The 24732-nt window shown below is 64.1% G+C and carries 21 protein-coding genes; 15 read left to right on the forward strand and 6 right to left on the reverse strand.

Annotation, left to right across the window (positions count from 1 at the left end):
* Positions 1-31 precede the first annotated feature (31 nt).
* Together AC0L17_RS03800 and AC0L17_RS03805 are read right to left on the reverse strand one after the other, a co-directional pair.
* Entirely contained in the window at positions 32-790 is a 759-nt protein-coding gene (locus AC0L17_RS03800; RefSeq protein WP_473514809.1) for a hypothetical protein, read from the reverse strand.
* Positions 791-852: 62 nt separating this feature from the next.
* Positions 853-2535, reverse strand: coding sequence for a polysaccharide biosynthesis/export family protein (locus AC0L17_RS03805; protein WP_473514810.1), 1683 nt, complete (start codon positions 2533-2535; stop codon positions 853-855).
* Between the two features lie 676 nt (positions 2536-3211).
* On the opposite strand from AC0L17_RS03805, the gene AC0L17_RS03810 reads away from it, so the two are divergent.
* From AC0L17_RS03810 to apnL, 6 genes are all read left to right on the forward strand, one after another.
* Positions 3212-4153 (forward strand): D-ribose ABC transporter substrate-binding protein, encoded by a 942-nt coding sequence (locus tag AC0L17_RS03810; RefSeq protein WP_031255363.1) that lies wholly within the window; start codon positions 3212-3214, stop codon positions 4151-4153.
* A 93-nt stretch (positions 4154-4246) separates the two neighbouring features.
* Entirely contained in the window at positions 4247-4891 is a 645-nt protein-coding gene (locus AC0L17_RS03815) for a DUF2291 family protein (RefSeq protein ID WP_473514811.1), read from the forward strand.
* The gene (locus tag AC0L17_RS03820; protein ID WP_473514812.1) at positions 4888-6444 is read left to right on the forward strand and encodes a sugar ABC transporter ATP-binding protein; all 1557 of its coding nucleotides are present in this window, start codon (positions 4888-4890) and stop codon (positions 6442-6444) included. The genes AC0L17_RS03815 and AC0L17_RS03820 overlap by 4 nt, the downstream gene beginning before the upstream one ends.
* Complete coding sequence (locus AC0L17_RS03825; RefSeq protein WP_023800208.1) at positions 6437-7501, forward strand: ABC transporter permease; 1065 nt, start codon at positions 6437-6439, stop codon at positions 7499-7501. The genes AC0L17_RS03820 and AC0L17_RS03825 overlap by 8 nt, the downstream gene beginning before the upstream one ends.
* Before the next feature lie 3 nt (positions 7502-7504).
* A complete protein-coding gene (locus AC0L17_RS03830; RefSeq protein ID WP_473514813.1) occupies positions 7505-8539 on the forward strand; it encodes a Gfo/Idh/MocA family protein in 1035 nt (344 codons plus the stop codon).
* A complete protein-coding gene (gene apnL, locus AC0L17_RS03835; protein WP_473514814.1) occupies positions 8536-10374 on the forward strand; it encodes a D-apionate lactonase in 1839 nt (612 codons plus the stop codon). The genes AC0L17_RS03830 and apnL overlap by 4 nt, the downstream gene beginning before the upstream one ends.
* Before the next feature lies 1 nt (position 10375).
* Here apnL and AC0L17_RS03840 read toward each other — a convergent pair whose 3' ends face one another.
* Positions 10376-11089, reverse strand: coding sequence for a transcriptional regulator NanR (locus AC0L17_RS03840; RefSeq protein WP_473508889.1), 714 nt, complete (start codon positions 11087-11089; stop codon positions 10376-10378).
* Positions 11090-11230: 141 nt separating this feature from the next.
* Between AC0L17_RS03840 and oiaX the strand changes: the two genes are divergently transcribed.
* From oiaX to dhaL, 8 genes are all read left to right on the forward strand, one after another.
* On the forward strand, positions 11231-12481 hold the full coding sequence (gene oiaX, locus AC0L17_RS03845) for a 3-oxo-isoapionate-4-phosphate decarboxylase OiaX (RefSeq protein WP_473514815.1): 1251 nt from the start codon (positions 11231-11233) through the stop codon (positions 12479-12481).
* Between the two features lie 4 nt (positions 12482-12485).
* Positions 12486-13820: a four-carbon acid sugar kinase family protein gene (locus AC0L17_RS03850; protein ID WP_473514816.1), complete on the forward strand. Its 1335-nt coding sequence runs from the start codon at positions 12486-12488 to the stop codon at positions 13818-13820.
* Between the two features lie 168 nt (positions 13821-13988).
* Complete coding sequence (locus AC0L17_RS03855) at positions 13989-14870, forward strand: helix-turn-helix domain-containing protein (RefSeq protein ID WP_473514817.1); 882 nt, start codon at positions 13989-13991, stop codon at positions 14868-14870.
* A 90-nt stretch (positions 14871-14960) separates the two neighbouring features.
* Complete coding sequence (locus tag AC0L17_RS03860) at positions 14961-15620, forward strand: 2Fe-2S iron-sulfur cluster-binding protein (protein WP_473514818.1); 660 nt, start codon at positions 14961-14963, stop codon at positions 15618-15620.
* A gap of 3 nt (positions 15621-15623) precedes the next feature.
* On the forward strand, positions 15624-16610 hold the full coding sequence (locus AC0L17_RS03865) for an FAD binding domain-containing protein (protein WP_473514819.1): 987 nt from the start codon (positions 15624-15626) through the stop codon (positions 16608-16610).
* A 9-nt stretch (positions 16611-16619) separates the two neighbouring features.
* Positions 16620-18905 carry a xanthine dehydrogenase family protein molybdopterin-binding subunit gene (locus AC0L17_RS03870; RefSeq protein ID WP_473514832.1) on the forward strand — a complete coding sequence of 762 codons (2286 nt, stop codon included), beginning with the start codon at positions 16620-16622 and terminating at the stop codon, positions 18903-18905.
* A 173-nt stretch (positions 18906-19078) separates the two neighbouring features.
* Positions 19079-20086, forward strand: a complete 1008-nt coding sequence (locus AC0L17_RS03875; RefSeq protein ID WP_473514820.1) for a dihydroxyacetone kinase subunit DhaK — start codon at positions 19079-19081, stop codon at positions 20084-20086.
* A gap of 12 nt (positions 20087-20098) precedes the next feature.
* Positions 20099-20737: a dihydroxyacetone kinase subunit DhaL gene (dhaL, locus tag AC0L17_RS03880; RefSeq protein WP_473514821.1), complete on the forward strand. Its 639-nt coding sequence runs from the start codon at positions 20099-20101 to the stop codon at positions 20735-20737.
* A gap of 112 nt (positions 20738-20849) precedes the next feature.
* On the opposite strand, the gene derI is transcribed toward dhaL, so the two are convergent.
* The 3 genes from derI to AC0L17_RS03895 all read right to left on the reverse strand — a co-directional run bounded on the left by derI (position 20850) and on the right by AC0L17_RS03895 (position 23178).
* Positions 20850-21293, reverse strand: coding sequence for a D-erythrulose-4-phosphate isomerase (gene derI, locus AC0L17_RS03885; protein WP_027152577.1), 444 nt, complete (start codon positions 21291-21293; stop codon positions 20850-20852).
* Positions 21294-21481: 188 nt separating this feature from the next.
* Positions 21482-22267: a triose-phosphate isomerase gene (locus tag AC0L17_RS03890; RefSeq protein ID WP_473514822.1), complete on the reverse strand. Its 786-nt coding sequence runs from the start codon at positions 22265-22267 to the stop codon at positions 21482-21484.
* 143 nt (positions 22268-22410) lie between these two features.
* The gene (locus AC0L17_RS03895; protein ID WP_023800192.1) at positions 22411-23178 is read right to left on the reverse strand and encodes a DeoR/GlpR family DNA-binding transcription regulator; all 768 of its coding nucleotides are present in this window, start codon (positions 23176-23178) and stop codon (positions 22411-22413) included.
* Between the two features lie 291 nt (positions 23179-23469).
* On the opposite strand from AC0L17_RS03895, the gene fba reads away from it, so the two are divergent.
* Positions 23470-24534 carry a class II fructose-bisphosphate aldolase gene (gene fba, locus AC0L17_RS03900; protein ID WP_292161399.1) on the forward strand — a complete coding sequence of 355 codons (1065 nt, stop codon included), beginning with the start codon at positions 23470-23472 and terminating at the stop codon, positions 24532-24534.
* Positions 24535-24732: the final 198 nt, after the last annotated feature.

Below are 24732 nucleotides of genomic sequence, written 5' to 3' on the forward strand. Positions count from 1 at the left end.
CTTCCCCCACAGGCGGAGATACAGGCGCGTCCTATGTCACCGCGGTGACTCTACCCGCCGCATCGAGGCGACAGCCGACTCGCGCCTGCCGAACCTCGACGCCGCCTTGTCTTGCATAGTGTATGCGCACCTCGATCGGCGCCGTGAGTGCGCCCCGACGTTGCTGCAACGGGCCAGCGCTTACCGCGTGAACAAGCACGGCGCCAAGCGGCGTCGCGGCCGACGCGATCGCCGTGCGGCAGGCGCGCACCGCAGCTGGTGGGATACCGGGTTTGGCTTTCAGTGGCGCCATAAACGGATAGCCATAGGTGATCCGCGCCGACGCGTTGCGACCAGTTCCGGAAGGCCTGAGCTTGCGGGGCAGGATGGCGAATTGACTCGCGGCCTTGGCCTTGGTGGTGGCTGGCGTGATGCCGGCATTGCTGCTCGCGGCTTGCCCAGCGCCCAGCGCCGGGTTGCCTGGCTTACCTCCTGGAGCGGTGCCCGATGCGGACGAACGGTCGCCCACCCCGACACCTGTCGACAGGCCGCCGCTTGCGCCGCCGAGGTTGCCGCTGACGCCAAGTCCGGCACCGAGCGATCCCTTGCCCGCGCCGAGCGATCCGCCAAGGCTTGCTCCCCCTACTCCGTCGACGCTCGAGCCGCCCGCCACCGAGGCGCCTTTCGGGCCGGCGCTAAGGCCAGCACCGACCCCGACACCGCCAAGTTTGCCGCCAAGCCCCGCCTCAAGAGCCGAGGCAGGGCAAATTGCGATCGCGACGGTCAATGCGGCTGCGACGTATTTGTTCATCACCATATTCCTCCTGCGGCATGTATTCGGCCCACCGAAATGCCCTTCACGATCAGCCCTCGCTAGGGAGCGCCGAGCTTCGGCGGTCGCGTCGGGAGCAACGCGTCGGGAAGCGCGATGGTCGCCACCAGAACAGGTCGCGATGGTTTTTTGGCCTTCACTTTGTGGTTTTCCCGCAACCCCGATTGACGGGCTGGTCGCGAGCGCACGGACACATCTGCACGCGAAGCTGCGACGGCACGCGCTTTCGGAACGCGGTTGATACGCTCGCTGCGACGCTCATCCCGGGCCTTTTCAACGTCAACCGCCTTTCGAGCGGCGCTGAGCTCGCGGGCCAGGCCGACGGCCTTGTTGCGCTCTTGCTCCAACGCCACGCTCAGCTCCATCGAGACGCGGCTCGCTTCCTGCCTGGCCGCGTCGCGTTCCCGCCGGGCGCTGTCGCGATCACGAGCAGCTGAATCTGCCCGTTCGCGCTCCAGTTCGAGTGCGTCGCCAGCTCGCTTCAAAGCCGCCTCGGCCACCTGTCGTTCCCTGATGGCGTCGGTGCGCGCAGCCGCAGCCAGATCCGCGCTTGTCTTAAGCGCGTCGATGGTCTGGCGCGCCGCGCTGAGTTCGCGTTCGAAGCGCTCAGCCTTGTGCCGCTCCTCATCCAGCGCTCGCTGCGCCTCTGCCACAGAGGCCGCCATGGAGTGACGCGCTTCAAGCATGGCGGCCTTCTCGTGATCGGCGAGAGTGGCTTTGGCCTTCAAGTCTTTCACTTGGCTTTCCACCACTTCCAGATCGAGCGCGAGCTCTTCGGCTCTTCGCCGCTGCTGTTTTAGCGCCTGTCCTTGTTCAGCCATCATGTCGGCTACCGCACGCGCCTGCGCACTGGCATCGCGGGCGCCGCGCTGCATCACGGCCAGTTCGGCTCGCGCCGCCGCCAAATCGCGGCCCTCATGGTCAGCGCGAGCCGGGTCACCGCGAGCCGGCTGCACGCTCTTCCTGAGCGCGTCGACTTCCCTTAGCGCCGCAAAGAGCTTTTGTTCCAGCGTACCGCGGTCAGTCCGCACCGCATCGAGTTCCCGCACCAAGGCGTCGGCCCGTTGACGCGCCGTCGCAAGGTCCTGATTGTGTCGCGCGGCATCGTTGCGAGCAGTCTGACGAGCCGCAAGTGCTTCCGCGCGCGCTGCCGCGATTTCCATGCGAGCGGCAGACAGCTCATTCGGCAATGCCCCTTGCAGAGCTTGCTGCTGCTCCGCTGCAGGCTGCCGAGATGTGTGGGGACCGCGCACGCCCGGTTGCGCCTCGGCCTGGCCGTTCTCGACACTGGCGCGTTGCGAAGCCACGGCCGAAGAGCCGTCGCTGGCTGGGTCCGCCGGCGGTTCGGGCGCTTCTTGTTTGACCTCCACCGAAGCCGTGAGGTCGGAAGGCGAACTTTGTATCAGTTTGACGGTTATGTCCGCCCGTTCCTGACGGCCGCTCCTGGCTTGCAAGCGGTCGGAAATCAGCTTTGCCAGCTCCTCCTCACGCAGACCTGCGGCGGCAATGCTGCCGATCAAGGGAAGGTCAAGCGTGCCGGTCGAGTCGATGGTGAAACTATGGTTGAGCTGCAACGCCTCCAGAACGCCGTCGCGCAAGGCAGTCCACTGCCAAACGTGCAGTTCGATCGTGTCTCGCGGAGCAAGTCTGTCGTCAGCCTTCGGCCGACCGTGTGCCGCAGATCCCAGCAGCAGGATGATACACAACGAAATGAGGCACAGCATGGCGCTGCAGCTCCTGCCGCGCATGCCACGCAATGAAGCCGAATGCCGTCGGTCAGCAAAGCTTGGCGCGGGGCTGCAGGATGGCGGCCTGAAACTCTGCACAAAAGTCATAGCTGAACCTCACCGGCAACGCGACCCTTGCCGCGAACGAATTTTTTAAAAATACCGCGCGCAGGCTGGGGCCGCGGAGAAATTCCACAACCAGTAGGCGATACTAGCAAAGCCTGCGCGTAGCGCTGAGCACCGAATAAGGCTTAGGAATGTCTCCTCCTTACTTACTTATTGCGCCCTCGCCCGCGTATCGTACCGCTTAAGGTGGTGGTTCTCCGACCTGGCCAGATGCAGGCGCATCGTAGGGAACGAAGTATCGCTCTTGGTGGGATGACTCTCCGGTGGCGCTTGCTGCTCATCAGATACAGATCATCTGAATTTGTGGTTGACTCATTATACCAGTTGGCTTAGCTGTTGGATTGGCTTTGGCTAGCAGAGGCCGGGCTGAAAATTGGGCAGGCGGCAGGTGGAGGGGCAGGCTGAAGACGGAACCGAGCCGGATGATCCGCCCGGGTGAGCCGGCAAATGACCCGATCCGCGACACCGGACGCGATCCGCCTGACAAACTGGAATGCATTTCAGCCTGGGCCGCGGAAGCACAGGCTTTTTCAAATGGGAGGAAATCATGAAACTCACTCGCAGAATGACATTTGCGGCTTTTGCCGGCATGCTGGCGCTGGGCACCGCTGCACCCGCCTATGCGGCGGATCTCATTGCCATCATCACGCCCTCGCACGACAACCCATTCTTCAAGGCCGAAGCCGTCGGCGCGGAAGCCAAGGCCAAGGAACTCGGCTATGAAACGCTGGTGCTGGTCCATGACGACGACGCCAACAAGCAGTCCGAGCTCATCGACACGGCGATCGGTCGCGGCGCCAAGGCGATCATCCTCGACAATGCCGGCGCCGACGCCTCGGTCGCCGCCGTGCAGAAGGCCAAGGACGCGGGCGTTCCGTCGTTCCTGATCGATCGCGAGATCAACGCCACCGGCGTCGCCGTCGCGCAGATCGTCTCCAACAACTACCAGGGCGCCCAGCTTGGCGCGCAGGAGTTCGTCAAGCTGATGGGCGAGAAAGGCAATTACGTCGAGCTGGTCGGCAAGGAATCCGACACCAATGCCGGCATCCGCTCCAAGGGCTATCACGACGTCATCGACGACTATCCGGATCTGAAGATGGTGGCGCAGCAATCGGCCAACTGGAGCCAGACCGAGGCCTATGCCAAGATGGAATCGATCCTCCAGGCCAACCCGGACATCAAGGGCGTGATCTCCGGCAACGATACAATGGCGATGGGCGCCCATGCCGCCCTTGCCGCCGCCGGCCGCAAGGACGTCATCGTCGTCGGCTTCGACGGATCGAATGACGTCCGCGACTCGATCGCCTCTGGCGGCATCAAGGCCACGGTCCTGCAGCCGGCCTATGCGCAGGCTCAGATGGCAGTCGAGCAGGCCAACGACTTCATCAAGAACAAGAAGTCTCCGGCCGAGGAAAAGCAGCTGATGGACTGCGTCCTGATCAATGGCGACAATGCCGCCAAGCTGGAAACCTTCGCGCTGACCAACTGAGCCGGTGTGACATCAATCGCAAGGGACGAGCTTCCGGCTCGTCCCTTGCTTCCATTTCCCGGGTGCCCTGACCGCCATGCCGAACAAGCCGACATGTTGAACAAGCTGACTTGGGCGACCGTTGCCGTGATATTTGGCATCAGCCTGACTGCCTGCAAGATCCTGCCGACACCGTCCGCGGAAGATGGCGGCAATGCACCGGCCTTCAATGCGGACAAGATGGTCGGCGATATCTGGGCTGCCAAAATGCTGCCCTATCTCCAGCAGAAGGCCGGATCGTTTCCCGAGGTTCACGCCCTGGCGAAAGCCGATCCCGCGGCTGCCGGCGCCAAGTATGGCAATCCGAAGAAGCAGGCGAATTCGCCGTGGACCTTCGCGGTTCGCCTCGAAGGCAAGATTGTTGCGGCGAACACACAGTCACGCGCGGCAACCATGGATGTCGATGCCGACGGTGACGGCAAGGCGGATGCACGGGTGCAGATCGGACCCGCGATGCGTGGCACCGCGCTGCGCGACAGCCTCGACTTCATCCAGTTCAACGATTTCACCAATCAGATCGACTTCGCCCAGTTCGGCAAGGCGTTCAACATCCATGCCGACAAGACGGTGCTCTCCAAGCTGCCGCGCGAAGCGCTGGAGGGCCGCAGCGCCAGGGTTGTCGGCGCTTATGTCATGGGCAGCGGCCAGGACCTGCCGCTGGTGACCCCGGCGGAGGCAGAGGTGGGGCCGAAGCCATGACTGCCGCCGGCGATCATGATGTCATCCTGAAGCTGGAAGACGTCTCCAAGGTCTATTCGGGGACAGTCGCGGTCAAGCGCGCGAATTTCGAAGTGCGCAAGGGCGCGGTCAACGTGCTGGTCGGCGAAAACGGCGCCGGCAAATCGACGCTGATGAAGATCATCGCCGGCGTCGAACAGCCGACGCTCGGCCGCATTCTCCTGGAGGGCGAAGAGGTTTCCTTCTCCTCATCCGGCGACGCGGTGAACCGCGGCATCGGCATGGTGTTCCAGGAGTTGAACCTGTTCGGCAACCTGACGGTGGCCGAGAATATTTTCGCCACCCGCGAGATCACCAACCGGTTCCGCAAGATCGACAGCCGGGAACAGGAGCGCCGCGCGGCGGAATTTCTCGAGCGCCTGCAAGCCGGCATCCGGCCGGACATGCTGGTCGAGGATTTGCGCATCGGCCAGCAGCAACTGGTCGAGATCGCCAAGGCGGTTTCGCTCGATGCGCGCATCCTGATCATGGACGAACCGACCTCGGCGCTGAGTGCGGCGGAAGTCGAGATTCTGTTCAAGGTGATCGCCGACCTCAAGGCGCGCGGCGTGGCGATCGTCTACATCTCGCACCGGCTCGAGGAGCTGATCCGCATCGGCGACTACATCACCGTGCTGCGCGACGGCCGCATCACCGGCCAGGAGAAGATGAAAAACGTCGACACGCAATGGATCGTGCGGCAGATGATCGGCTCCGACGCCAAGGATTTTGCCAAGGCCGACGGCCATGTTCCGGGGGAAGAGATCTTCCGCGCCGAGGACATCTGCCTGCCGCGCGTGACCGGCGGGCTTGCGGTCGATCATGTCTCGCTGTCGCTGCGTGCCGGCGAGATCCTCGGCATATACGGCCTGATGGGCGCCGGACGCAGCGAGCTGTTCGACTGCATCATGGGGCGCCACGGCCATGCCACCGGGGCGATCTTCATTGCCGGCAAGAAGGTCAGGGAACGCGACACCACGCGGCGCATCCGGCGCGGGCTGGCGCTGATCCCCGAGGACCGCCAGCGCGAAGGTCTGGTGTCGATCCTCTCGGTCGCCAGCAATCTGACGCTGGCCAGCCTGTCGCGGTTTGTGCGCCTGTTCCATATCAGCGGCACCAAGGAGAACCAGGCGGTGACGCAGATGGTGCGGGAACTGGCGATCAAGGTCGCCGATCCGGCGCAGGAGGTCTCGTCGCTGTCGGGCGGCAACCAGCAGAAGGTGGTGATCGGCAAGGCGCTGCTCACCGGGCCGAAGGTGCTGCTGATGGATGAGCCCAGCCGCGGCATCGATGTCGGCGCCAAGGCCGACGTCTTCCGCACCATGCGCAAACTGTCCCGCGACGGGCTGGGCATTCTGTTCGCCACCTCCGATCTCGACGAGGTGATGGCGCTGTCCGACCGGATCGCGGTGATGAGCAATGGAAAACTGACCGGCATGTTCGATCGCGCCGAGGCGACGGAGGCGGCACTTGTCGCCGCATCGGCGCTTGGCCACGGGCCGGTCCCGCACATGGAGAGCCACGCCCATGACTGACATCCCGGCCAAGGCTTCAGTTGCCTCCGCCTCGAGCGGCTCCGTGCTGCTGACGCTGATGAAGGCGAGGACGTTCATTGCGCTGATCGCCGTCCTGATCTTCTTCTCGATCGCGGCGCCGAATTTCCTTTCGGCCGCCAACCTGATCCTGATGTCGAAGCACGTCGCGCTGAACGCCTTCCTCGCCATGGGCATGACCTTCGTCATCATCACCGGCGGCATCGACCTCTCGGTCGGCTCGATTGTCGGCCTGTGCGGCATGGTCGCCGGCTATCTCGTGCTCAACGGCATCGACCTGCAGGTCGGCTACACGATCTATTTCAACGTCTTCGAGATCGCACTGATCACGCTGGCGGTCGGTATATTGATCGGCGCCGTCAACGGATTGCTGATCACCAGGCTGAATGTCGCGCCGTTCATCGCCACGCTCGGCGTGCTCTATGTCGCACGCGGCCTGGCGCTGCTGTCGTCGGATGGTCGCACCTTTCCGAACCTCGTCGGCAAGCCCGATCTGGGCACGACCGGGTTCGGCTTCCTCGGCGCCGGCCGGCTGCTCGGCCTGCCGGTCTCGATATGGATTCTTGTCGTCGTAGCAGTTGGGGCGGCCTATCTGGCCAAATACACCCCGCTCGGCCGCCACATCTTTGCCGTCGGCGGCAACGAACGGGCGGCGCGGATTTCGGGCGTCAGGGTCAATATGGTGAAGATGTTCGTCTACATGTTCTCCGGCTTCTGCGCGGCGGTCGTCGGGCTGATCATCTCGTCCGAACTGATGGCCTCGCATCCGGCGACCGGCGAAAGCTTCGAGCTCAACGCCATCGCCGCGGCTGTGCTCGGCGGCACCTCGATGTCGGGTGGCCGCGGCACGATCGGCGGCACAATCGTCGGCGCCTTCGTCATCGGCATCCTTTCCGACGGGCTGGTGATGATGGGGGTGAGCTCGTTCTGGCAGATGGTGATCAAGGGCCTCGTCATCATCGTCGCCGTCGTCGTCGACCAGGCGCAGCGCCGGCTGCAGAGCCGGGTGACGCTGATGCAGATGGCAAAGGCGGGCTGACCCGTGGCGGAACTGCGAGGAGCGCTGATCGGCTGCGGATTCTTTGCCGTCAACCAGATGCATGCCTGGCGCGACATCGACAGCGCCTCGATCGTCGCCATCTGCGACCGCGACCCGGAACGGCTCAAGGTGGTCGGCGACCAGTTCGGCATTGAGCGACGCTACACAGACGCGGCGGCACTGTTTGCCGGCGAAAGCCTGGATTTCGTCGATATCGCCACCACCTCGCCGAGCCATCGTTCGCTTGTCGAGATGGCGGCACAAAACCGCGTTCCGGCGATCTGCCAAAAACCGTTTGCGCCGACGCTTGCCGACGCCAAGGCCATGGTGAAGGCATGCAGCGATGCCGGCGTGGCGTTGATGGTGCATGAGAATTTTCGCTGGCAGTCGCCGATCCAGGCGGTGCGCGCCGTTCTCGACAGCGGCGACATCGGCACGCCCTTCTTCGGCCGGATCTCGTTCCGCTCGGCCTATGATGTGTTTTCCGGGCAGCCCTATCTGGCGACGGGAAAGCGCTTCATCATCGAAGACCTCGGCATCCACAGTCTCGACATAGCCCGCTTCCTGCTGGGCGACGTTTCGACGATCACGACCCGAACCGCTCGCATCAACCCCAACATTGCCGGCGAGGACGTCGCTACCATGCTGATGGACCACAAGAGCGGTGCAACGTCCGTGGTCGACTGCAGCTATGCGACCAAGCTCGCCATCGAGCCGTTTCCGCAGACGCTGGTCGAGATCGACGGCAGCGACGGCACGATCCGGCTCGAGCAGAATTACCGGCTCACCGTCACCGGCAGGAACGGAACGGCGGTCAGCGACGTCTCGCCGCCGCTGCTGCCCTGGGCATCGCGGCCATGGCACAACATCCAGGAAAGCGTCGTCGCCATCCAAAAGCACTGGGTCGACTGCCTGGCGAAAGGGACCGAGCCGGCAACCTCGGGCGCCGACAATCTTAGGACCTTGGCGCTGGTCGAGGCCGCCTATGCCGGTGCTGCAAGCGGTGAACCGGTGCAGCTCGACGCTTTGCTGAGATGACCGCGGATGCCTTCCTCCTCTATGGCACACACGCGGTCGAGGCCGAGCCAGTCAGCTTGCGCGCCGGCGCGCTCAGCGCCGACTTCGTCAACGGCAATCTGCGCACCATCCGCCATGGCGGCATCGAGGTGCTGCGCGCCATCGCCTACATCGTCAGGGATCGCGACTGGGGCACCTACGAGCCGGCGCTGACGGATTTGGTCATCGACCAGGGCGCCGACACTTTCACTGTCAGCTATTCGGCAAGCTGTGTCGGGCCGGGAGGAAGCCGGCTCGACTTTCGCGCGACGATCAAAGGTTCCGCCGACGGCCAGCTGGTTTTCGACGTGAGCGCGCTTCCCGAAAACGCTTTCGAGACCAATCGCTGCGGCTTCTGCATCCTGCATCCGATCGCCGGCCTGGCCGGCAGCCCGGTCACTGTCGAGCACACCGACGGCAGCGTCGTCGCAACGAAACTTCCTGAGCTGATCGACCCCTGGCAGCCTTTCAAGGATCTGCGGGCGATCACGCATGAGGTCCGGCCCGGCGTCACCGCGGAATGCCGGATGGAAGGCGATGCGTTCGAGATGGAGGACCAGCGCAATTGGTCGGACGCGTCCTACAAGACCTATGTCCGGCCGCTGGCGCTGCCTTGGCCCTACATGTTGCCCGCCGGCCAGACTGTGCGCCAGACGATCAGGCTGCGTGTGACCGGCGACGGCAGGGTGCCGGCTGCCGCAGCAACCGCCGAGCCGGTCCGAGTCGAACTCGGCGAAACCGGACCGCTGCTGCCGGATATCGGCGTGATCATCTATCCGGACGAGGTCGAGACGGCGCTGGCAAACCTGCCGACACTGTCCGCGCTCGGCCCGCAGCAGCTGATGTTCCATTACGATCCAACGCGGGGCCATGGCCTCGACGCCTTGCGGTCCTTTGCCCGGCTCGCCGCAGCCTTCCCGGTCGAGACGACGCTCGAATGCGTCGTTTCCTGCGTTGGCGATCTCGATGCCGAGCTCTCAGGCGTCGCCGGCATGGTGCGTCAGGCCGGGCTGAAACTCTCGGCTATTGCCGTCTCGCCTTCGGTCGACCGGCAGTCGACGCCGCCGGGCAGCGCATGGCCTGAATGTCCGCCGCTTGAAGATGTCTATGCGGCGGCGCGCCGCGCCTTTCCCGACATCCGCCTCGGCGGCGGCATGTTCAGCTATTTCACCGAACTCAACCGCAAGCGCGTTCCCGCCGATCTGCTCGATTTCGTCAGCCACTGCACCTGCCCGATCGTGCACGCCGCCGACGATCTCAGCGTCATGCAATCGCTGGAGGCACTGCCGTTCATCACCCGATCGGCGCGGGCGATCTTCGGGGCAAAACCCTACCGGATCGGCCCGTCGACCATCGCCATGCGGCAGAACCCCTATGGCGGCGCGACCAAGCCCAACCCGCACAATCAGCGCATCGCCATGGCCGACCGGGATCCCCGCCATGCCGGGCTGTTCGCGGCAGCATGGACGATCGGCTATGGCGCGCGGGTCGCGCCGGCCGGGCTGGAGATGCTCACGCTGTCCAGCTTCAGCGGACCGTTCGGCGTACTGGCGGTATCCGGGGAACCTGTCGGCGAAGGTGAACCCCGGCCGATCTTCCAGGCCGTGCAGGGGCTTTGCGAACTGGCCGGCTTCAGGCAGGTGGCGGCGAGGACGAGCGATGAGACGCGGCTGCTTACGCTGGCCGGCCGTTCTGCCGCGGGCCAGACCATCATGTGGCTGGCGAACCTGACGGCGAGCGAAGTGACGGTTGATATTTCCGGGTTCGAGCGACGCCACCTGGTGATGACACCTTACGCGATCACCCGGATCGGGTGATTCAGCTGCCGGAATTCATCACGTAGAGCGCACGCGAGCGCTCGAGGTGCTTGATCATCGCCTTCTCGGCGCCGTCCGCGTCCTTCTGCTCGATGCGCCTGATGATTTCTTCGTGCTCGAGCAGCGTGAAATTTTCCTTGCCGGTCCAGATCAGCATTTCGGTGTGATATTCCTTCAACCAGCCAAGCATTGCTTCGCTGACCGCGACATAGATCGGGTTGCCGGATATCGCCGCGATCTGGGTATGAAACTTCATGTCGGCGGATATGAAGGCTTCGGAATCGCCGCGAAAGCTGCGCTGTTCGGCAATTGTTGCCCGCAACCGCTGCACGTCCTCGGCGGTGGCCTTTTCGGCGGCTTCCCGGACCATGCCGCGCTCGAAGAAGATGCGCGCATTCTTGAGGTGCTCCAGCGTGTCCTTCGATGACGCCAGGATGATCTTGGCGGCGCCGTCGACCTGCTTGATGATCGACTTGGCGGTCAGTTGCAGCACTTTCGCCCGCTCGCCATGCGAGATCGCGACAAGCCCCATATTGCTCAACGCCTGCATCGCCTCGCGGATCGCCGGCCTGCCGACCGCGAAGCGCTCCATCAGCTCGCGCTCCGACGGCATGTCGTCGCCCGGCTGCAATTCGCCGCTGGTGATCAAGCGCTTCAGTCGCAAAAACACTTCGTCGGAAAGTTTGCGCCGGACGATCGGCTCCGAACGGTTCATCGTCGCGAATCACTCCCTTGACCGGTTCTGTTTAGCATCGTCATCACGAATCTCGGAATGCTCGGCCGAGCAGGATATCGCTTGCAATACTTATGTACTCATTATACCAGATTTCGAGGATCAGGGAACTTTTTTCGGACTATGATCACCCTCACCTATCGCATCGAAACCCCAGGCAGCATAGAGGCGCTGGCGGCCAAGATCGCCAGCGACCAGTCGACCGGAACCTTCGTCGCGCTGGCCGGCGAGACCGAGGAGCTCAAGGCCCGGGTGGCGGCGCGCGTATTGGCGATACGGCCTCTGCCGGACGCCGATCGCCCGTCCCTTCCCGAAGCCGGCGACGGGCCCTTCAAGCGGGCGGATGTCGACATCGCATTTCCGCTTGATGCCATCGGCACCGATCTTTCGGCCTTGATGACCATCGCCATTGGCGGCGCCTTTTCGATCAAGGGCCTGTCCGGCATCCGCATCGTCGACATGAAGCTGCCTGAGGAATACCGGGGCGCGCATCCGGGTCCGCAATTCGGTGTCGCCGGCAGCCGCCGGCAGACCGGCGTCAGGGATCGCCCGATCATCGGAACGATCGTCAAGCCGGCGCTTGGGCTGCGCCCGCACGAGACGGCCGAAATGGTCGGTGAGCTGATCGACGCCGGCGTCGATTTCATCAAGGACGACGAGAAGTTGATGAGCCCGGCCTATTCGCCGCTGTCGGAACGGGTGAAGGCGATCATGCCGCTCGTCCTCGACCATGAGCAGAAGACCGGCAAAAAGGTGATGTATGCCTTTGGCATCTCGCACGCCGACCCGGACGAGATGATGCGCAACCATGATCTGGTGGCGAAGGCCGGCGGCAATTGCGCCGTGGTCAACATCAATTCCGTCGGCTTCGGCGGCATGGCTTACCTGAGAAAGCGCTCCAGCCTGGTGCTCCATGCCCACCGCAACGGCTGGGATATCCTCACCCGCCACCCCGGTCTGGGCATGGACTTCAAGGTCTGGCAGCAGTTCTGGCGGCTGCTCGGCGTCGACCAGTTCCAGATCAACGGCATCGCCTCGAAATACTGGGAGCCGGACTGGTCCTTCATCAGTTCCTTCGAGGCGGTGACCACGCCGATCTTTTCGCCGGAGGATTGCGCGCTGCCGGTCGCCGGCTCCGGCCAATGGGGTGGACAAGCCCCCGAAACCTACCGGCGAACCGGCCGAACGGTCGATCTTCTCTATCTCTGCGGCGGCGGCATCGTCAGCCATCCTGACGGACCGGGCGCCGGCGTACGCGCCGTGCTGCAAGCCTGGCAGGCGGCCGTCGATGGCATACCGTTGGCGGACTTCGCCCTGAGCCACCCGGAACTGGCGCGGTCGATCGAGAAATTCGGCGACGGCAAAGCGGCCTGACGCCATGCAAAGCCTGCTTCTGAGCTATTATGGCGATGATCTCACCGGCTCGACCGACGTCATGGAGGCGCTCGAGCTCGGCGGCGTGCCGACCGTGCTGTTCATGCGTCAGCCGGACGAGGCCATGCTTTCGCAGTTCGGGCATTGCCGTGCCATCGGCCTGGCCGGCACCAGCCGAAGCGAGACGCCGCAGTGGATGGACATGCACCTCAACCGCGCCTTCGCCTGGCTGAAGACCCTGAACGCCGAGATCTGCCACTACAAGGTCTGCTCGACCTTCGATTCCAGCCCGGCGATCGGCAGCATCGGCCGGGCTATCGAGATCGGCCGCTCGGTTTTTAGCCAGGACAGCGTGCCGCTGGTGGTCGGCGCGCCGCAGCTCAAGCGCTACACGGCCTTCGGCCATCTGTTTGCTGCTTACCGCGACAAATATTTCCGTATCGACCGCCACCCGGTGATGAGCCGACACCCGACCACGCCAATGGATGAATCCGACCTGCTGATCCATCTGTCGCGCCAGACGGACCTCACCTCGGGGCTGGTCGACTTGGCGACGCTGCAGTCAGCGTCCCGATCGGAAGCGTTCGATCGCTTGCTCGGCGATGGCACCAGCATCGTGCTGTTGGATGTCGACAGCCTGGAAAGTCAGGCGCTTGCCGGCAAGGAGATATGGCGCGTTCGCCGGCCGGGCGGCATATTCGTCGTCGGCTCTTCGGGCATCGAATATGCGCTGCTGGCCGAATGGGCCGCCAACCGGACCGTCCGTGCCGAGCCCAGCTTTTCGCCGCCGGGTACGGCCGACCGGATCGCAGTGGTCTCGGGCAGCTGCTCGCCGACGACGGAACGACAGATCCGGCATGCTTTGACGGACGGTTTCGACGGGGTCGAGGTGGACCCTGTCGAACTGGTTTCCGAGGCCTCCAGCGATGCGATTGCGCGCGCGGCAGCAAGCGGGCGTGCCAGCCTCGAAGCCGGTCGCAGCGTCGTCCTCTACACCGCCCTCGGCCCCGCAGCCGATCGGGGCGCCGAGATCGATCGGCAGGAAGGCGCCCGCCACAAGCTTGGCCGCGGCCTCGGCGAACTTCTTCGCGAGCTGACGATCGAACAAAAATTGCAGCGCGTGGTCATTGCCGGCGGCGATACGTCGAGCCATGCGCTCGGCCAGATGGGCGTCGACGCGCTGACGGTCAGGATGCCGCTGCCCGCCTCGCCGGGCTCGCCGCTTTGCGTCGCCCACTCGCGCGTCAAGGCGGTCGACGGACTGGAGATTGCGCTCAAGGGCGGGCAAGTCGGTACCGATCGCTATTTCTGCGCCATCCGCGATGGGCTCGGCGGGTGACAGCAGGCGCGCTGGATTTGCCTGATCTCACGACTTCTTGAACACGGCGCGGTTACCAACACACGATAGCTGCCCCACATAAGGCGCCGTACGCGCAGCGGCGGGGCGGCGTAAACGCTCAAGCGGGGCTGGATCACGGCTCCGCGAATGAACCAGCGGGATGCCGCGATGTCATTCAGACCATTGCTTGGTGACGGACGGGTTCGGAGCCAGGAGGAGAAGTCGGAGCCCCTGCAAACCGCGTCATGGGCCAGCTCCTCGATCGTTTTCGACAACCGGCGGTGGGCGTGCCGCGAGGCGGAACTGCGCTGGACAGCCCCTCATCATCTGATCGTGCTGACCGAAGAAGGCGGAACCTCCCATACATCTATCCGGCACGAGGCAAAATCGCTGTACGACGGAATGGACCGTCCCGGAGCCCTCACCTTCGTCCCCGCAGGCGCCGAGCGGCACGGCTTCTATCGCGATGTAGACCTCTCCTACTCAGCCCTGTGGATCGATCCCGATATCAGCCTTCCCGGCTGCGAACGCCTGAGAGAGCTGCCGATCCTGGTGAACAGGAAAGACGTGGTGATCGCCACACTGCTGAGTTCGCTTCGCGACGAGATGGCACTCGGCCACCAGCCGGACACCGCCTATATCGAGCATCTGGTCGCCCTGGTCAGCCTCCGCGTGGCCACCCTGAACCGGGAGCAACACCCGCCTGTACGTCACGGCTGTCTCAGCCGTCGCGCGCTTGGGCGCGTTCGGGCTTACATCGATGCCCATATGAATGCCGACGTTTCGCTAAGCGAGTTGGCTGCCGTCGCTGATATGGCCGTCGACAGTTTTGCGCGCCGATTCAAGGCGACGACCGGGCTTGCACCGTATGCCTATCTGATCGAGGAACGCGTGCGGCGAGCCGAGATACTGCTGAGCGAAACGGGTTTGTCGATCGGCAGCATTGCCTTTCGGCTCGGCTTTTCAAGCCAGAGCCACTTCACCACGACATTCCGGCGTCTCAGGGGCATGACGCCTCGGGCCTATCGGGTGAATTCTCCGGAATCCTGATATTGCCGCCGGTTTCTTGAAAGAAAGCCGTCGCGCGCCTCCCCACCTGCAAGGTCGATGGGTGACAGAACTGCGACAGGGAGATCATGCATGGCCAAAACAGACACAAGGAGCGGGCCGACTCGTCGAACGGTGCTGGAGGGCGGGGTGGCGACCGGCGTGCTTCTGGCTACAGGTATACCCGTATACGCGGAGCCGGCCGGCGCTGTTGCGGCGGCCGCATCGCCGACGCCGGCGCCAACGATGCCGATATCGCTGCGGATCAACGCGAAGGATTTTGCCGTCGAACTCGACCCGCGGACGACGCTGCTCGACGCGCTGCGCAACCATCTCGGCCTCACCGGCTCGAAGAAAGGCTGCGACCACGGCCAGTGCGGCGCATGCACAGTGCTGGTCGATGGGCGCCGGATCAATTCCTGCCTGACGCTTGCCGCAATGCATGAAGGCGACGAGATCACCACGGTCGAGGGTCTGGCCGAGGGCGACCGGCTGCCTCCGGTGCAGGCCGCCTTCGTCGCCCGCGACGGCTTCCAGTGCGGCTACTGCACGCCGGGCCAGATCTGCTCGGCGGTCGCTATGCTTGGCGAGGCCAAGGCGGGCTGGCCGAGCCATGCGAGCGCCGACGTGGCTGCGGCATTCGTCGCTCTCACCGATGCCGAGATCCGCGAGCGGATGAGCGGCAACATCTGTCGTTGTGCCGCTTATCCGAACATCGTCGCTGCAATCCGCGACGCGGCAGAGGGGGCGTGAGCAATGCAGTCCTTCACTTATGAACGTGCGGCAAGTGCCGAGCAGGCAGCCGCCGCGGTCGCGGAGCGGCCGGACGCCAAGTTCATCAGCGGCGGCACCAACCTGCTCGACCTGATGAAGCTCGAGATCGAGCGCCCAGCGCATCTCGTCGACATTAGCCGGCTGCCGCTCGATCGGATCGAGGAGACGGCGGCGGGCGGGCTTCGGGTCGGCGCCCAGGTCCGCAACAGCGATCTTGCCGCCGATCCGCGGGTGAGATCGCGCTATCCGATGCTCACGCAAGCGCTGCTGGCGGGAGCATCCGGCCAGATACGCAACAAGGCCTCGACCAGCGGCAATCTCCTGCAGCGCACGCGCTGCCCCTATTTCTACGACCGCAGCATGCCTTGCAACAAGCGCGAGCCGGGTTCGGGCTGCGCGGCGCTGCAGGGCTTCAATCGCATGCACGCCGTGCTCGGCGCCAGCCAGGCCTGCATCGCGGTCCATCCCTCCGACATGGCGGTCGCCATGGCCGGGCTCGACGCCAGGATCGAGACCATATCGCCCGGCGGCGGGACCCGCAGGATCCCGATCGGCGATCTCCATCGATTGCCCGAGGCGACGCCGCATGTGGAGACCGTGCTCGACCACGGCGAGATGATCGCCGCGGTCACCCTGCCGCCGCCACCGCCCGGCCGGCAGGTTTACCGCAAGGTGCGCGACCGTGCCTCCTACGCCTTCGCGCTGGTATCGGTGGCGGCAGTCGTCGAGAAAAGCGGCGATCGTATCCAAAGCGCTCGGATCGCCATGGGCGGCGTGGCCGCCAAGCCCTGGCGCGCGACGGAGGCAGAGCGCATGCTCGCTGGAGCGGCGGCGTCCGACGGCGCCTTTACCGACGCGGCCGAAGCCGCGCTCGCCGGAGCCGTCGGATATGGCGGCAATGATTTCAAGATCCCGCTGGCGAAACGGACGATGCGCCACACGCTCGCTGCTGGCGCCGAGAGTGCATGAGGTGACATGATGACAGAGATGAAGACCTCAAACCGTCCTCGCGAAACACGCAGCGGCATCATCGGGCGTCCATTCGATCGCATCGATGGTCCGCTCAAGGTGAGAGGCGATGCCACCTACGCCTACGAGAATACGCTTGAGGGTACAGTCTTTGGCTATATTCTCGGCGCTGCCGTCGCCAAGGGGCGCATTGCCGAGATCGACACGGCCGAAGCCGAACGGGCGCCGGCAGTGCTGCTCGTCATGACGCACCGGAATGCGCCGGCCCAGCCGGATTTCGGCCCGGCGGTCACGCCGACGGTGCCGGAGGTCTTCACGCGCGCCCGGCCCGCGCTCAACAGCGAGCGGGTGCGCTATTACGACGAGCCCGTCGCGCTGGTCGTTGCGGAGACGTTCGAGGCGGCACGTGCTGCCGCCGGCCTCATCAAAGTGCGCTACGACGAGGAGCCGGGCCTCTACGATCTGTCGGGACATGTGGCCGACGCCTACGCACCAAAGCGGACCAATGCCGGCTTCGAGACTGACAGCGTGATCGGCGACTTCGAGAGCGCCTTTGCCGCGGCTCCGGTCAAGGTCGATGCCACTTACCGGACGCCCTTCGAACATCACAATCCGATGGAGCCCCATGCGACGCTCGCCGCCTGGTCAGGCAACGAGCTGACGATCCATACATCGGCGCAGACCCTGGCGAATTTCCGGGCAGGGGTCGCCAGCACGCTTCGCATCCCGCCCGAGCGTGTGCGCATCATGAGCCCGTTCATCGGCGGCGGCTTCGGCTCCAAGCTGATTGCCCATGCCGATACGATCCTGGCCGCGCTTGCTGCAAAGGTCCTGCAGCGTCCCGTCAAGATCGCGCTGACGCGACAACAGATGTTCGCCAATGCCGGTCATCGCGCAGAGATGATCCAACAGGTACGTCTCAGCACGGGCACCGACGGGCGGCTCACCGGGATCGCGCACGACGTCTGGTCGGCAACGTCCAGCTTCGAGGAGTACTGCGAGCAAACGGCAGTTTTTGCCCGCTCGCTCTATGCGGCGCCGAACCGTGTCACCCGCCATCGCCTGGTCCCGCTGGATATCAACCGCGGCGAATGGATGCGCTCGCCCGGCGAAGCCCCCGGCATGCTGGCCTTCGAATGCGCCATGGATGAACTCGCCGAGCGGCTCGGACTGGACCCGATCGAACTCAGGATCCGCAATGAACCGGCCCAGGATCCCGAGCGCGACGTGCCGTTCTCCACCCGCAACCTCGTCGCCTGCATGGAGGAAGGCGCCCGCCGTTTCGGTTGGCAGCGAAGAAACCCGACGCCGGGCCGCGCCCGAGAGGGCCGCAAGCTCATCGGCTACGGCATGGCGGCGGCGATCCGTCCGAACTACATCGGCGCGGCGACGGCGCGGGTTGCGATCGACGGCGACGGTCGGGTGACGGCGCGGCTCGACATGACCGATATCGGGACCGGCACCTATACGATCCTGACCCAGATCGCCGCGGACAGCCTCGGCGTGCCGATCTCGTCCGTCAAAGTGGAGCTTGGCGACAGCCGCTTCCCGCGTACCGCCGGCTCCGGCGGGTCCTGGGGCGCGGCAAGTGCAGGGTCGGCGCTGCACGACGCCTGCAACGCCCTTAGGGAACGGATATTGCAGGCGGCGCGGTCGAGCGAAGCCTCGCCGTTGCGCGGCGCTGGCGCCACCGAAGCGAGCTTTGCCGACGGCGAGGTCAGGGTCGGCCAGCGTTCGGCAAGCCTGGCCGACCTCGTCCGACGGATCGCTCCCGACGGGTTCGAGGCCGAGGGTTCCGTGGCCGCCGGCGCTGCCACCCCGTCATACAAGGCTTACTCGCAGCATTCCTATGGCGCGCATTTCGCCGAGGTGGCCGTCGATTGCGACACCGGTGAGATCCGCATACGCCGGATGCTGGCGGTGATGGGCGCCGGCCGTATCCTCAACCCCAAGACCGCGCGCTCGCAAATCATCGGCGGCATGACCTGGGGAATCGGTGCGGCGCTGATGGAACAGACGGTGCTCGACCGGCGCTACGGCCACTTCGTCAATCACGATCTTGCCGAGTATCACGTCCCGATCAACGGCGACGTCCCGGAGATGGAGGTCGTCTTCCTCGAGGAACATGATGACAAGGCCAATCCATTCGGCGCGAAGGGGATCGGCGAACTCGGCGTCTGCGGTGCGGGGGCAGCTGTTGCCAACGCCATCTACAACGCGACCGGCGTGCGGGTGCGTGACTTTCCCATCACCCTGGACAAGCTGCTGCCTGCCTTGCCGGTGATCGCCATTTGACGCGGCAAGTCTTGTTCGGGCATTTCAAGCTCAAGGACAAAGCGGCTGCCAATCCCTGCGTGCAGGTACTGGCCGCGCCGGAACATATTGCCGCGTGAAATCTCCCTCCCCGGGTGGAAATTCCGGTAACACGCTGTACTATCTGCGAAATTACCGAAATCGGGAGGCTGCCGGTGCAGACCAAGAAGATCATCAACGACGGCAACCGCACTGTCGACGAGATGCTGGAAGGCATTCTGGCCGCGCATCCCCGCCATCTCAAAAGCATGGAGGGCAGCCCACGCTCGATCATCGCCCGCGATGGACCTCGCCAGGGCAAGGTCGGCCTCGTCATCGGCGGCGGCTCCGGCCACGAGCCGACCTTCCCCGGTTTCGTCGGCAAGGGGCTGGCCGACGCGGCGGCGATCGGCAATGTCTTTGCCTCGCCGCCGCCGGACCCGATCCTTGAATGCGCCAAGGCGGCCAGCGGCGGCGCCGGCGTGCTGTTCATGTATGGCAACTATGCCGGCGACGTGATGAACTTCGACATGGCCGCAGAGATGGCGGCGATGGATGACATCGAAGTGCGCACCGTGCTGACCACCGACGACGTGGCATCGGCGCCGCGCGACCAGAGGCAAAAGCGCCGTGGTGTCGCCGGCAATTTCTTCATCTTCAAGGCCGCTGGTGCCGCCTGCGAGCGGATGCTGTCATTCGACGAATGCGAGCGTATCGCCAGGAAGGCCAATGATCACACCTTCACCATGGGCGTGGCGCTGTCGCCCTGTTCGCTGCCGCAGACCCGCCGGCCGAATTTTGAGATCGGACCGGATGAGATGGAGATCGGCATGGGCATCCATGGCGAGCCGGGCATCGCCCGCGGAAAATTGAAAATCGCCGACGAGATCACCGACGAGATGCTGGACAAGATCCTCGACGAGATGGCGCCGTCACGCGGCGACAAGGTCGCCGTGCTCGTCAATTCGCTCGGCTCGACGCCGCTGATGGAGCTCTACATCATGAACCGGCGCGTCAAACAGCGGCTCGATGACATCGGCGTGTCAGTTCACGCGACCTGGGTCGGCAATTATTGCACCTCGCTCGAAATGGCTGGCGCCTCGGTGACGCTGATACATCTCGACGCCGAATTGCAGACGATGCTCGACCATCCTTGCGACTGCGCTATGTTCCGCGCCGGCTGAAAGGGTGCATCCATGACATCCATCGATGCAGCCGATCTGAAAAGAATGTTCGATGCGATCGCGGTGGCGATCGAAGCCGACAAGGACAGGCTCTGTCAGCTCGACGGGGTCATCGGCGACGCCGATCATGGCATCGCCATGGCGCTCGGCTTTGGGGCGGTGCGCGATGCGCTGGCGCCGCTGGAGCTCACGGCAACCGAGCCGACTGTTCTCCTCAACATCGCGGCGAAGTCGTTCCTCAACGCCGTCGGCGCCTCGTCGGGCCCGCTCTACGCGACGGCCTTCATGCGTGGTGCGGCTGCCGTCAAGGGCAAGGCGACCTTGGCGGGCGCCGATGTCGTTGCCCTGTTCCAGGCGATGGCGCAAGGCATCCAGGATCGCGGCAAGGCGGAGATCGGCGAGAAGACGATGGTCGACGCCTGGCTGCCGGCGGCGCAAGCCGCGGCCGCGGCCCATGCCGACGGCAAGACCCTGTCCGAAAGCCTGGCAGCCGCCCTCGAAGCAGCCGAACGGGGCGCCGAGGCGACCAAGGATATGATCGCCGCGAAGGGCCGCTCGTCGCGGCTCGGCGAGCGGTCGCTCGGACACATCGACCCCGGCGCGGCGTCGGCGGTCACCGTTATCGGCGCGATGCGAAAAAGCCTGGCTTAAGCGCATCGCATCAATGCGACGCGCTTAAGCTCCTGTTTTATACATGTCGTTATCCCAAAACCGCTGCGCACCCTCGGTTCACGCCCGAGGGCATGCTTTTGGGCGACATGCATTAGCCCAGCTTCGCCGCGTCGAGCCTGTCGATCGCCTGGACATTGCCGGCCGATGGCCCGTTTTCGTCGAACTCCGATGCGAGCCAGGCATCGACGATCGACTTGGCCAGTTCCGGGCCGATAACGCGGGCGCCCATGGTGATGATCTGGGCATTGTTGGATTTCGCCGCGCGCTCCGCCGAATAGGTGTCATGGGTGAGTGCGGCGCGAATGCCGGGCACCTTGTTGGCCGAGATGGAAACGCCGATGCCGGTGCCGCAAAACAAGATGCCGCGATCGTTTTCGCCGTCGAGGATGGTCTGGGCGAGCTTCTGCGACAGGTCGGCATAGTAGCCGGCCTGGCTGACGTCGCTGACGGAGAGGCCGGGCTTGGTGGCCAGGTGAGCGGCAATGACGTCGAGCAGCGGCTTGCCGGCGCTGTCGGCCCCAATGGCTATTTTCATTTTTTCTGTCCTTTCCTGTTCGATTGCTCTGGAGCCTGTTCCATCCCGATGGCATCGGGATGGGGCTGTAACTTTTGTTGGGCATGATCTTTTCCGAAAACCGGATTCCACTTTTCGGGATCATGCTATCTTTTTGTTTGAGCATGATCTTTTCCGAAAAACCGGATTCCACTTTTCGGGATCATGCTCTAGATCGCCGCCGAGGCGCGTTCGAGGATGTCGATATAGCCTTCCGCCTGCCAGGCGGAGCGGCCGATGAACAGCCCGTCGATATGAGGCTGGCCGATCAGCTCGGCGGCATTTTGCTGATTGACGCTGCCGCCATAAAGCACCGGCGGCATGGCCGGCAGAAGATCGCCGGCGATCTTCTTGATCAGCGCCTGCTGCCTGTCGGCGTAGTCGGCACTTGCCGGAATGCCCTTGTCGCCGATCGCCCAGACCGGTTCGTAAGCAAACAGGATCGTCGCCGCCTTGGCCTGGCCTTCGAGGTATTGCAGCGCGCCGTGCACCTGCAAGGCCAGCACCGCATCGGCCTGGCCGCTGTTGCGTTGCGCCAATGTCTCGCCGACGCAAATGAGCGGCACAAGCCCGTGCTTCACCGCCGCTGCGGTCTTGAGACCAACCGTATTGTCGGTCTCGCCGAAATGCTCGCGCCGTTCGCTATGGCCGAGCTCGACGAGATCGAGCCCGCAGTCCGTCAGCATCACCGGCGAGATCTCGCCGGTCCAGGCGCCGGCGTCGGCCCAGTGCATGTTCTGGGCACCGACCTTGACCCGCGTCGATGCCAGCGCTTTCTTGACCTCGCGGACCGCCGTGAAGGGCGGGACGACGAAGGGCTGGATACGGTCGTCGAAACCGGGGACGAACCCCGCCAGCGCCCTGGCAAAGTCAGTCGCTTCTGCAAGCGTCTTGTTCATTTTCCAGCTTGTGCCGACCCAGTAAGCCACGCGTCCTCCTTCTAGAGCCTGTTCCATCCCGCGAGGCGGGATGGGGCTCTATCTTCTTTGACCATGATCTTTTCCGAAAACCGGTTCCCACTTTTCGGGATCATGGTTCTATCTTCTTCTTTGACCATGATCCTTTCCGAAAACCGGTTCCCACTTGTCGGGATCATGGTCTAGTCCTTCTCGACCAGTGTCAGCGAAACGCCGGCGCCATCCAGCGCCTCGCGCATCTGCGGTCCCAGTTCTCGACCGGTGAAGACGGCGTCGAACGCCTTGAGATCGGTCAGGAAATGCAGGGCGGTGCGGCCGAACTTGCCGTGATCGACCAGCAGATATTTGCGGGCGGCCGCGGCCATCATCAACCGCTTGGTATGGACCACTTCCTGGTCCTGGTGGAAGGCGGAAACGCCGTGGATGGCCGACGACGACAGGAAGGCGACATCGGCGCGCAACGATCTCAGCGTGTCCTCGGCAAGCAGGCCGAAGAAACCGTGGAATTTCTTGCTGTACTGGCCGCCGAGCGCGATCAGGGTGATACCGGCAACGCCGGCCAGATCCTGTATCACGGCCAGATTGTTGGAGATCACGGTCAGCGGGCGCAGATCCGCAAGGTGGCGCGCAATGCCGCCCGCCGTCGAGCCGTCGTCGATGATCACCGTCTGGCCCGGTTCGATGACAGCCACGGCGGCAACCGCCAGGCGCTGCTTCTCCTCGGCGGCCTGCTTCTGACGGTAGCGGAAATCACTTTCGAACAGGCCGCTCGGCTGAATCGAGGCGCCGCCGCGTATCTTGCGCAGGAAGCCGCTTTCCTCGAGCTCGTCGAGGTCGCGATGGACGGTCATCTTCGACACGCCGAAGCGCGAGGCAAGGTCATCGACACTGGCCGTGCCGGTGTCCATCAGAAAATCCATGATGCCTTGCCGCCGACCGTCGCTCTTCATCGTCCAGCCTGTTTCCTTTAATTCGCGTCGCCGCGTCCGCGGTGGCAGAAACGGCTGATAGACGCTATTATAACAGATAAAATCGCATGCATGCCAAATTTTTTGTGATGGTGTTATGTTTCCTTGGGATATTCCTTGCTTCTGATCGCTGCCTTGTAACAAGAATTGCTCTCGCCGGCATGGCCAGAGGTTGCGGTTCTCCGGAAATCCGGCCAGAAGCATCAATGGGCTGAATGACGACCGGACAGCTCGCAAACCATAGGCTTGAAACCAAATACGGGAGACCATTGGGTGGCTCGCATCACATTGAGACAATTGCTCGACCATGCCGCCGAACACGGCTATGGCGTGCCTGCCTTCAACATGAACAATATGGAACAGGGCCTTGCCATCATGGAGGCGGCCGAGGAGACCAAATCGCCTGTCATCCTGCAGGCGAGCCGCGGCGCCCGCGCCTATGCCAACGACGTCGTGCTGGCCAAGCTGATCGACGCGCTGGTCGAGATCCATCCCGATATCCCGGTCTGCATGCATCTCGACCATGGCAACAACGAAGCCACCTGCGTGACCGCGATTCAGTACGGCTTCACCTCGGTGATGATGGACGGATCGCTGAAGGAGGACGGCAAGTCGCCGGCCGATTACGACTATAATTCCGGCATCACGCGGCGCGTCGTCGACATGGCGCATTGGGGCGGCGTGTCGGTGGAAGGCGAGATCGGCGTTCTCGGATCCCTGGAGATGGGGGGCGGCGAACAGGAAGACGGCCACGGCGTCGAGGGCACCGTCAGCCACGACCAACTGCTGACCGATCCGGAGCAGGCGGTGCAGTTCGTCAAGGACACGCATGTCGATGCGCTGGCCGTCGCAATGGGCACCAGCCACGGCGCCTACAAGTTCTCGCGCAAGCCGGACGGCGCGGTGCTCGCCATGAACGTGATCGAGGAGATCCACCGCCGCCTGCCGAACATGCACCTGGTCATGCACGGCTCGTCCTCGGTGCCGGAAGAGCTGCAGGAGATCATCAACAAATATGGCGGCCAGATGAAGCCGACATGGGGCGTGCCGGTCGAGGAGATCCAGCGCGGCATCAAGCACGGCGTGCGCAAGATCAACATCGACACCGACAACCGCATGGCGCTGACCGGCGCGATCCGCAAGGTGCTGACCGAGAACCCGAGCGAGTTCGATCCGCGCAAATATTTGACGCCGGCAATGGCCGCCATGAGGAAGCTGTGCAAGGAGCGCTTCGAGCAGTTCGGCACCGCCGGCAACGCTCCCAGGATCAAGCCGCTGCCGGTCTCGGAAATGGCCAAGCGCTACAAGTCGGGCAGTCTCGACCCGAAGTTCGGCTGACCTGTTGAGGCAGGCAGGAGCACAGTGTAGTCGTTGAGGCTTCTACCGTGCTGGAGACGACCAATTGTCGGAGTCGGCGCTGCCCCTCATCGCCCTGCCGGGCACTTCTCCCCGCATAGTGACCTATCGCATTCACACATGTCGGTTGCGCTTTTCGGCGAAGCTCGATTCTATTTCGGCCGGAAAGACGAAGGAGGT

This window comes from Mesorhizobium sp. WSM4829, assembly GCF_055811475.1.

Coding starts and splice junctions, on each gene's coding strand:
- AC0L17_RS03840 (WP_473508889.1), bottom strand. CDS start 11,089: ATGAACCGTTCGGAGCCGATCGTCCGGCGCAAACTTTCCGACGAAGTG.
- AC0L17_RS03895 (WP_023800192.1), bottom strand. CDS start 23,178: ATGAAGAGCGACGGTCGGCGGCAAGGCATCATGGATTTTCTGATGGAC.
- oiaX (WP_473514815.1), top strand. CDS start 11,231: ATGATCACCCTCACCTATCGCATCGAAACCCCAGGCAGCATAGAGGCG.
- AC0L17_RS03850 (WP_473514816.1), top strand. CDS start 12,486: ATGCAAAGCCTGCTTCTGAGCTATTATGGCGATGATCTCACCGGCTCG.
- AC0L17_RS03805 (WP_473514810.1), bottom strand. CDS start 2,535: ATGCTGTGCCTCATTTCGTTGTGTATCATCCTGCTGCTGGGATCTGCG.
- AC0L17_RS03870 (WP_473514832.1), top strand. CDS start 16,620: ATGACAGAGATGAAGACCTCAAACCGTCCTCGCGAAACACGCAGCGGC.
- AC0L17_RS03860 (WP_473514818.1), top strand. CDS start 14,961: ATGGCCAAAACAGACACAAGGAGCGGGCCGACTCGTCGAACGGTGCTG.
- AC0L17_RS03810 (WP_031255363.1), top strand. CDS start 3,212: ATGAAACTCACTCGCAGAATGACATTTGCGGCTTTTGCCGGCATGCTG.
- dhaL (WP_473514821.1), top strand. CDS start 20,099: ATGACATCCATCGATGCAGCCGATCTGAAAAGAATGTTCGATGCGATC.
- AC0L17_RS03800 (WP_473514809.1), bottom strand. CDS start 790: ATGAACAAATACGTCGCAGCCGCATTGACCGTCGCGATCGCAATTTGC.
- AC0L17_RS03855 (WP_473514817.1), top strand. CDS start 13,989: ATGTCATTCAGACCATTGCTTGGTGACGGACGGGTTCGGAGCCAGGAG.
- AC0L17_RS03865 (WP_473514819.1), top strand. CDS start 15,624: ATGCAGTCCTTCACTTATGAACGTGCGGCAAGTGCCGAGCAGGCAGCC.
- AC0L17_RS03825 (WP_023800208.1), top strand. CDS start 6,437: ATGACTGACATCCCGGCCAAGGCTTCAGTTGCCTCCGCCTCGAGCGGC.
- derI (WP_027152577.1), bottom strand. CDS start 21,293: ATGAAAATAGCCATTGGGGCCGACAGCGCCGGCAAGCCGCTGCTCGAC.
- AC0L17_RS03815 (WP_473514811.1), top strand. CDS start 4,247: ATGTTGAACAAGCTGACTTGGGCGACCGTTGCCGTGATATTTGGCATC.
- apnL (WP_473514814.1), top strand. CDS start 8,536: ATGACCGCGGATGCCTTCCTCCTCTATGGCACACACGCGGTCGAGGCC.
- AC0L17_RS03820 (WP_473514812.1), top strand. CDS start 4,888: ATGACTGCCGCCGGCGATCATGATGTCATCCTGAAGCTGGAAGACGTC.
- AC0L17_RS03890 (WP_473514822.1), bottom strand. CDS start 22,267: ATGGAACAGGCTCTAGAAGGAGGACGCGTGGCTTACTGGGTCGGCACA.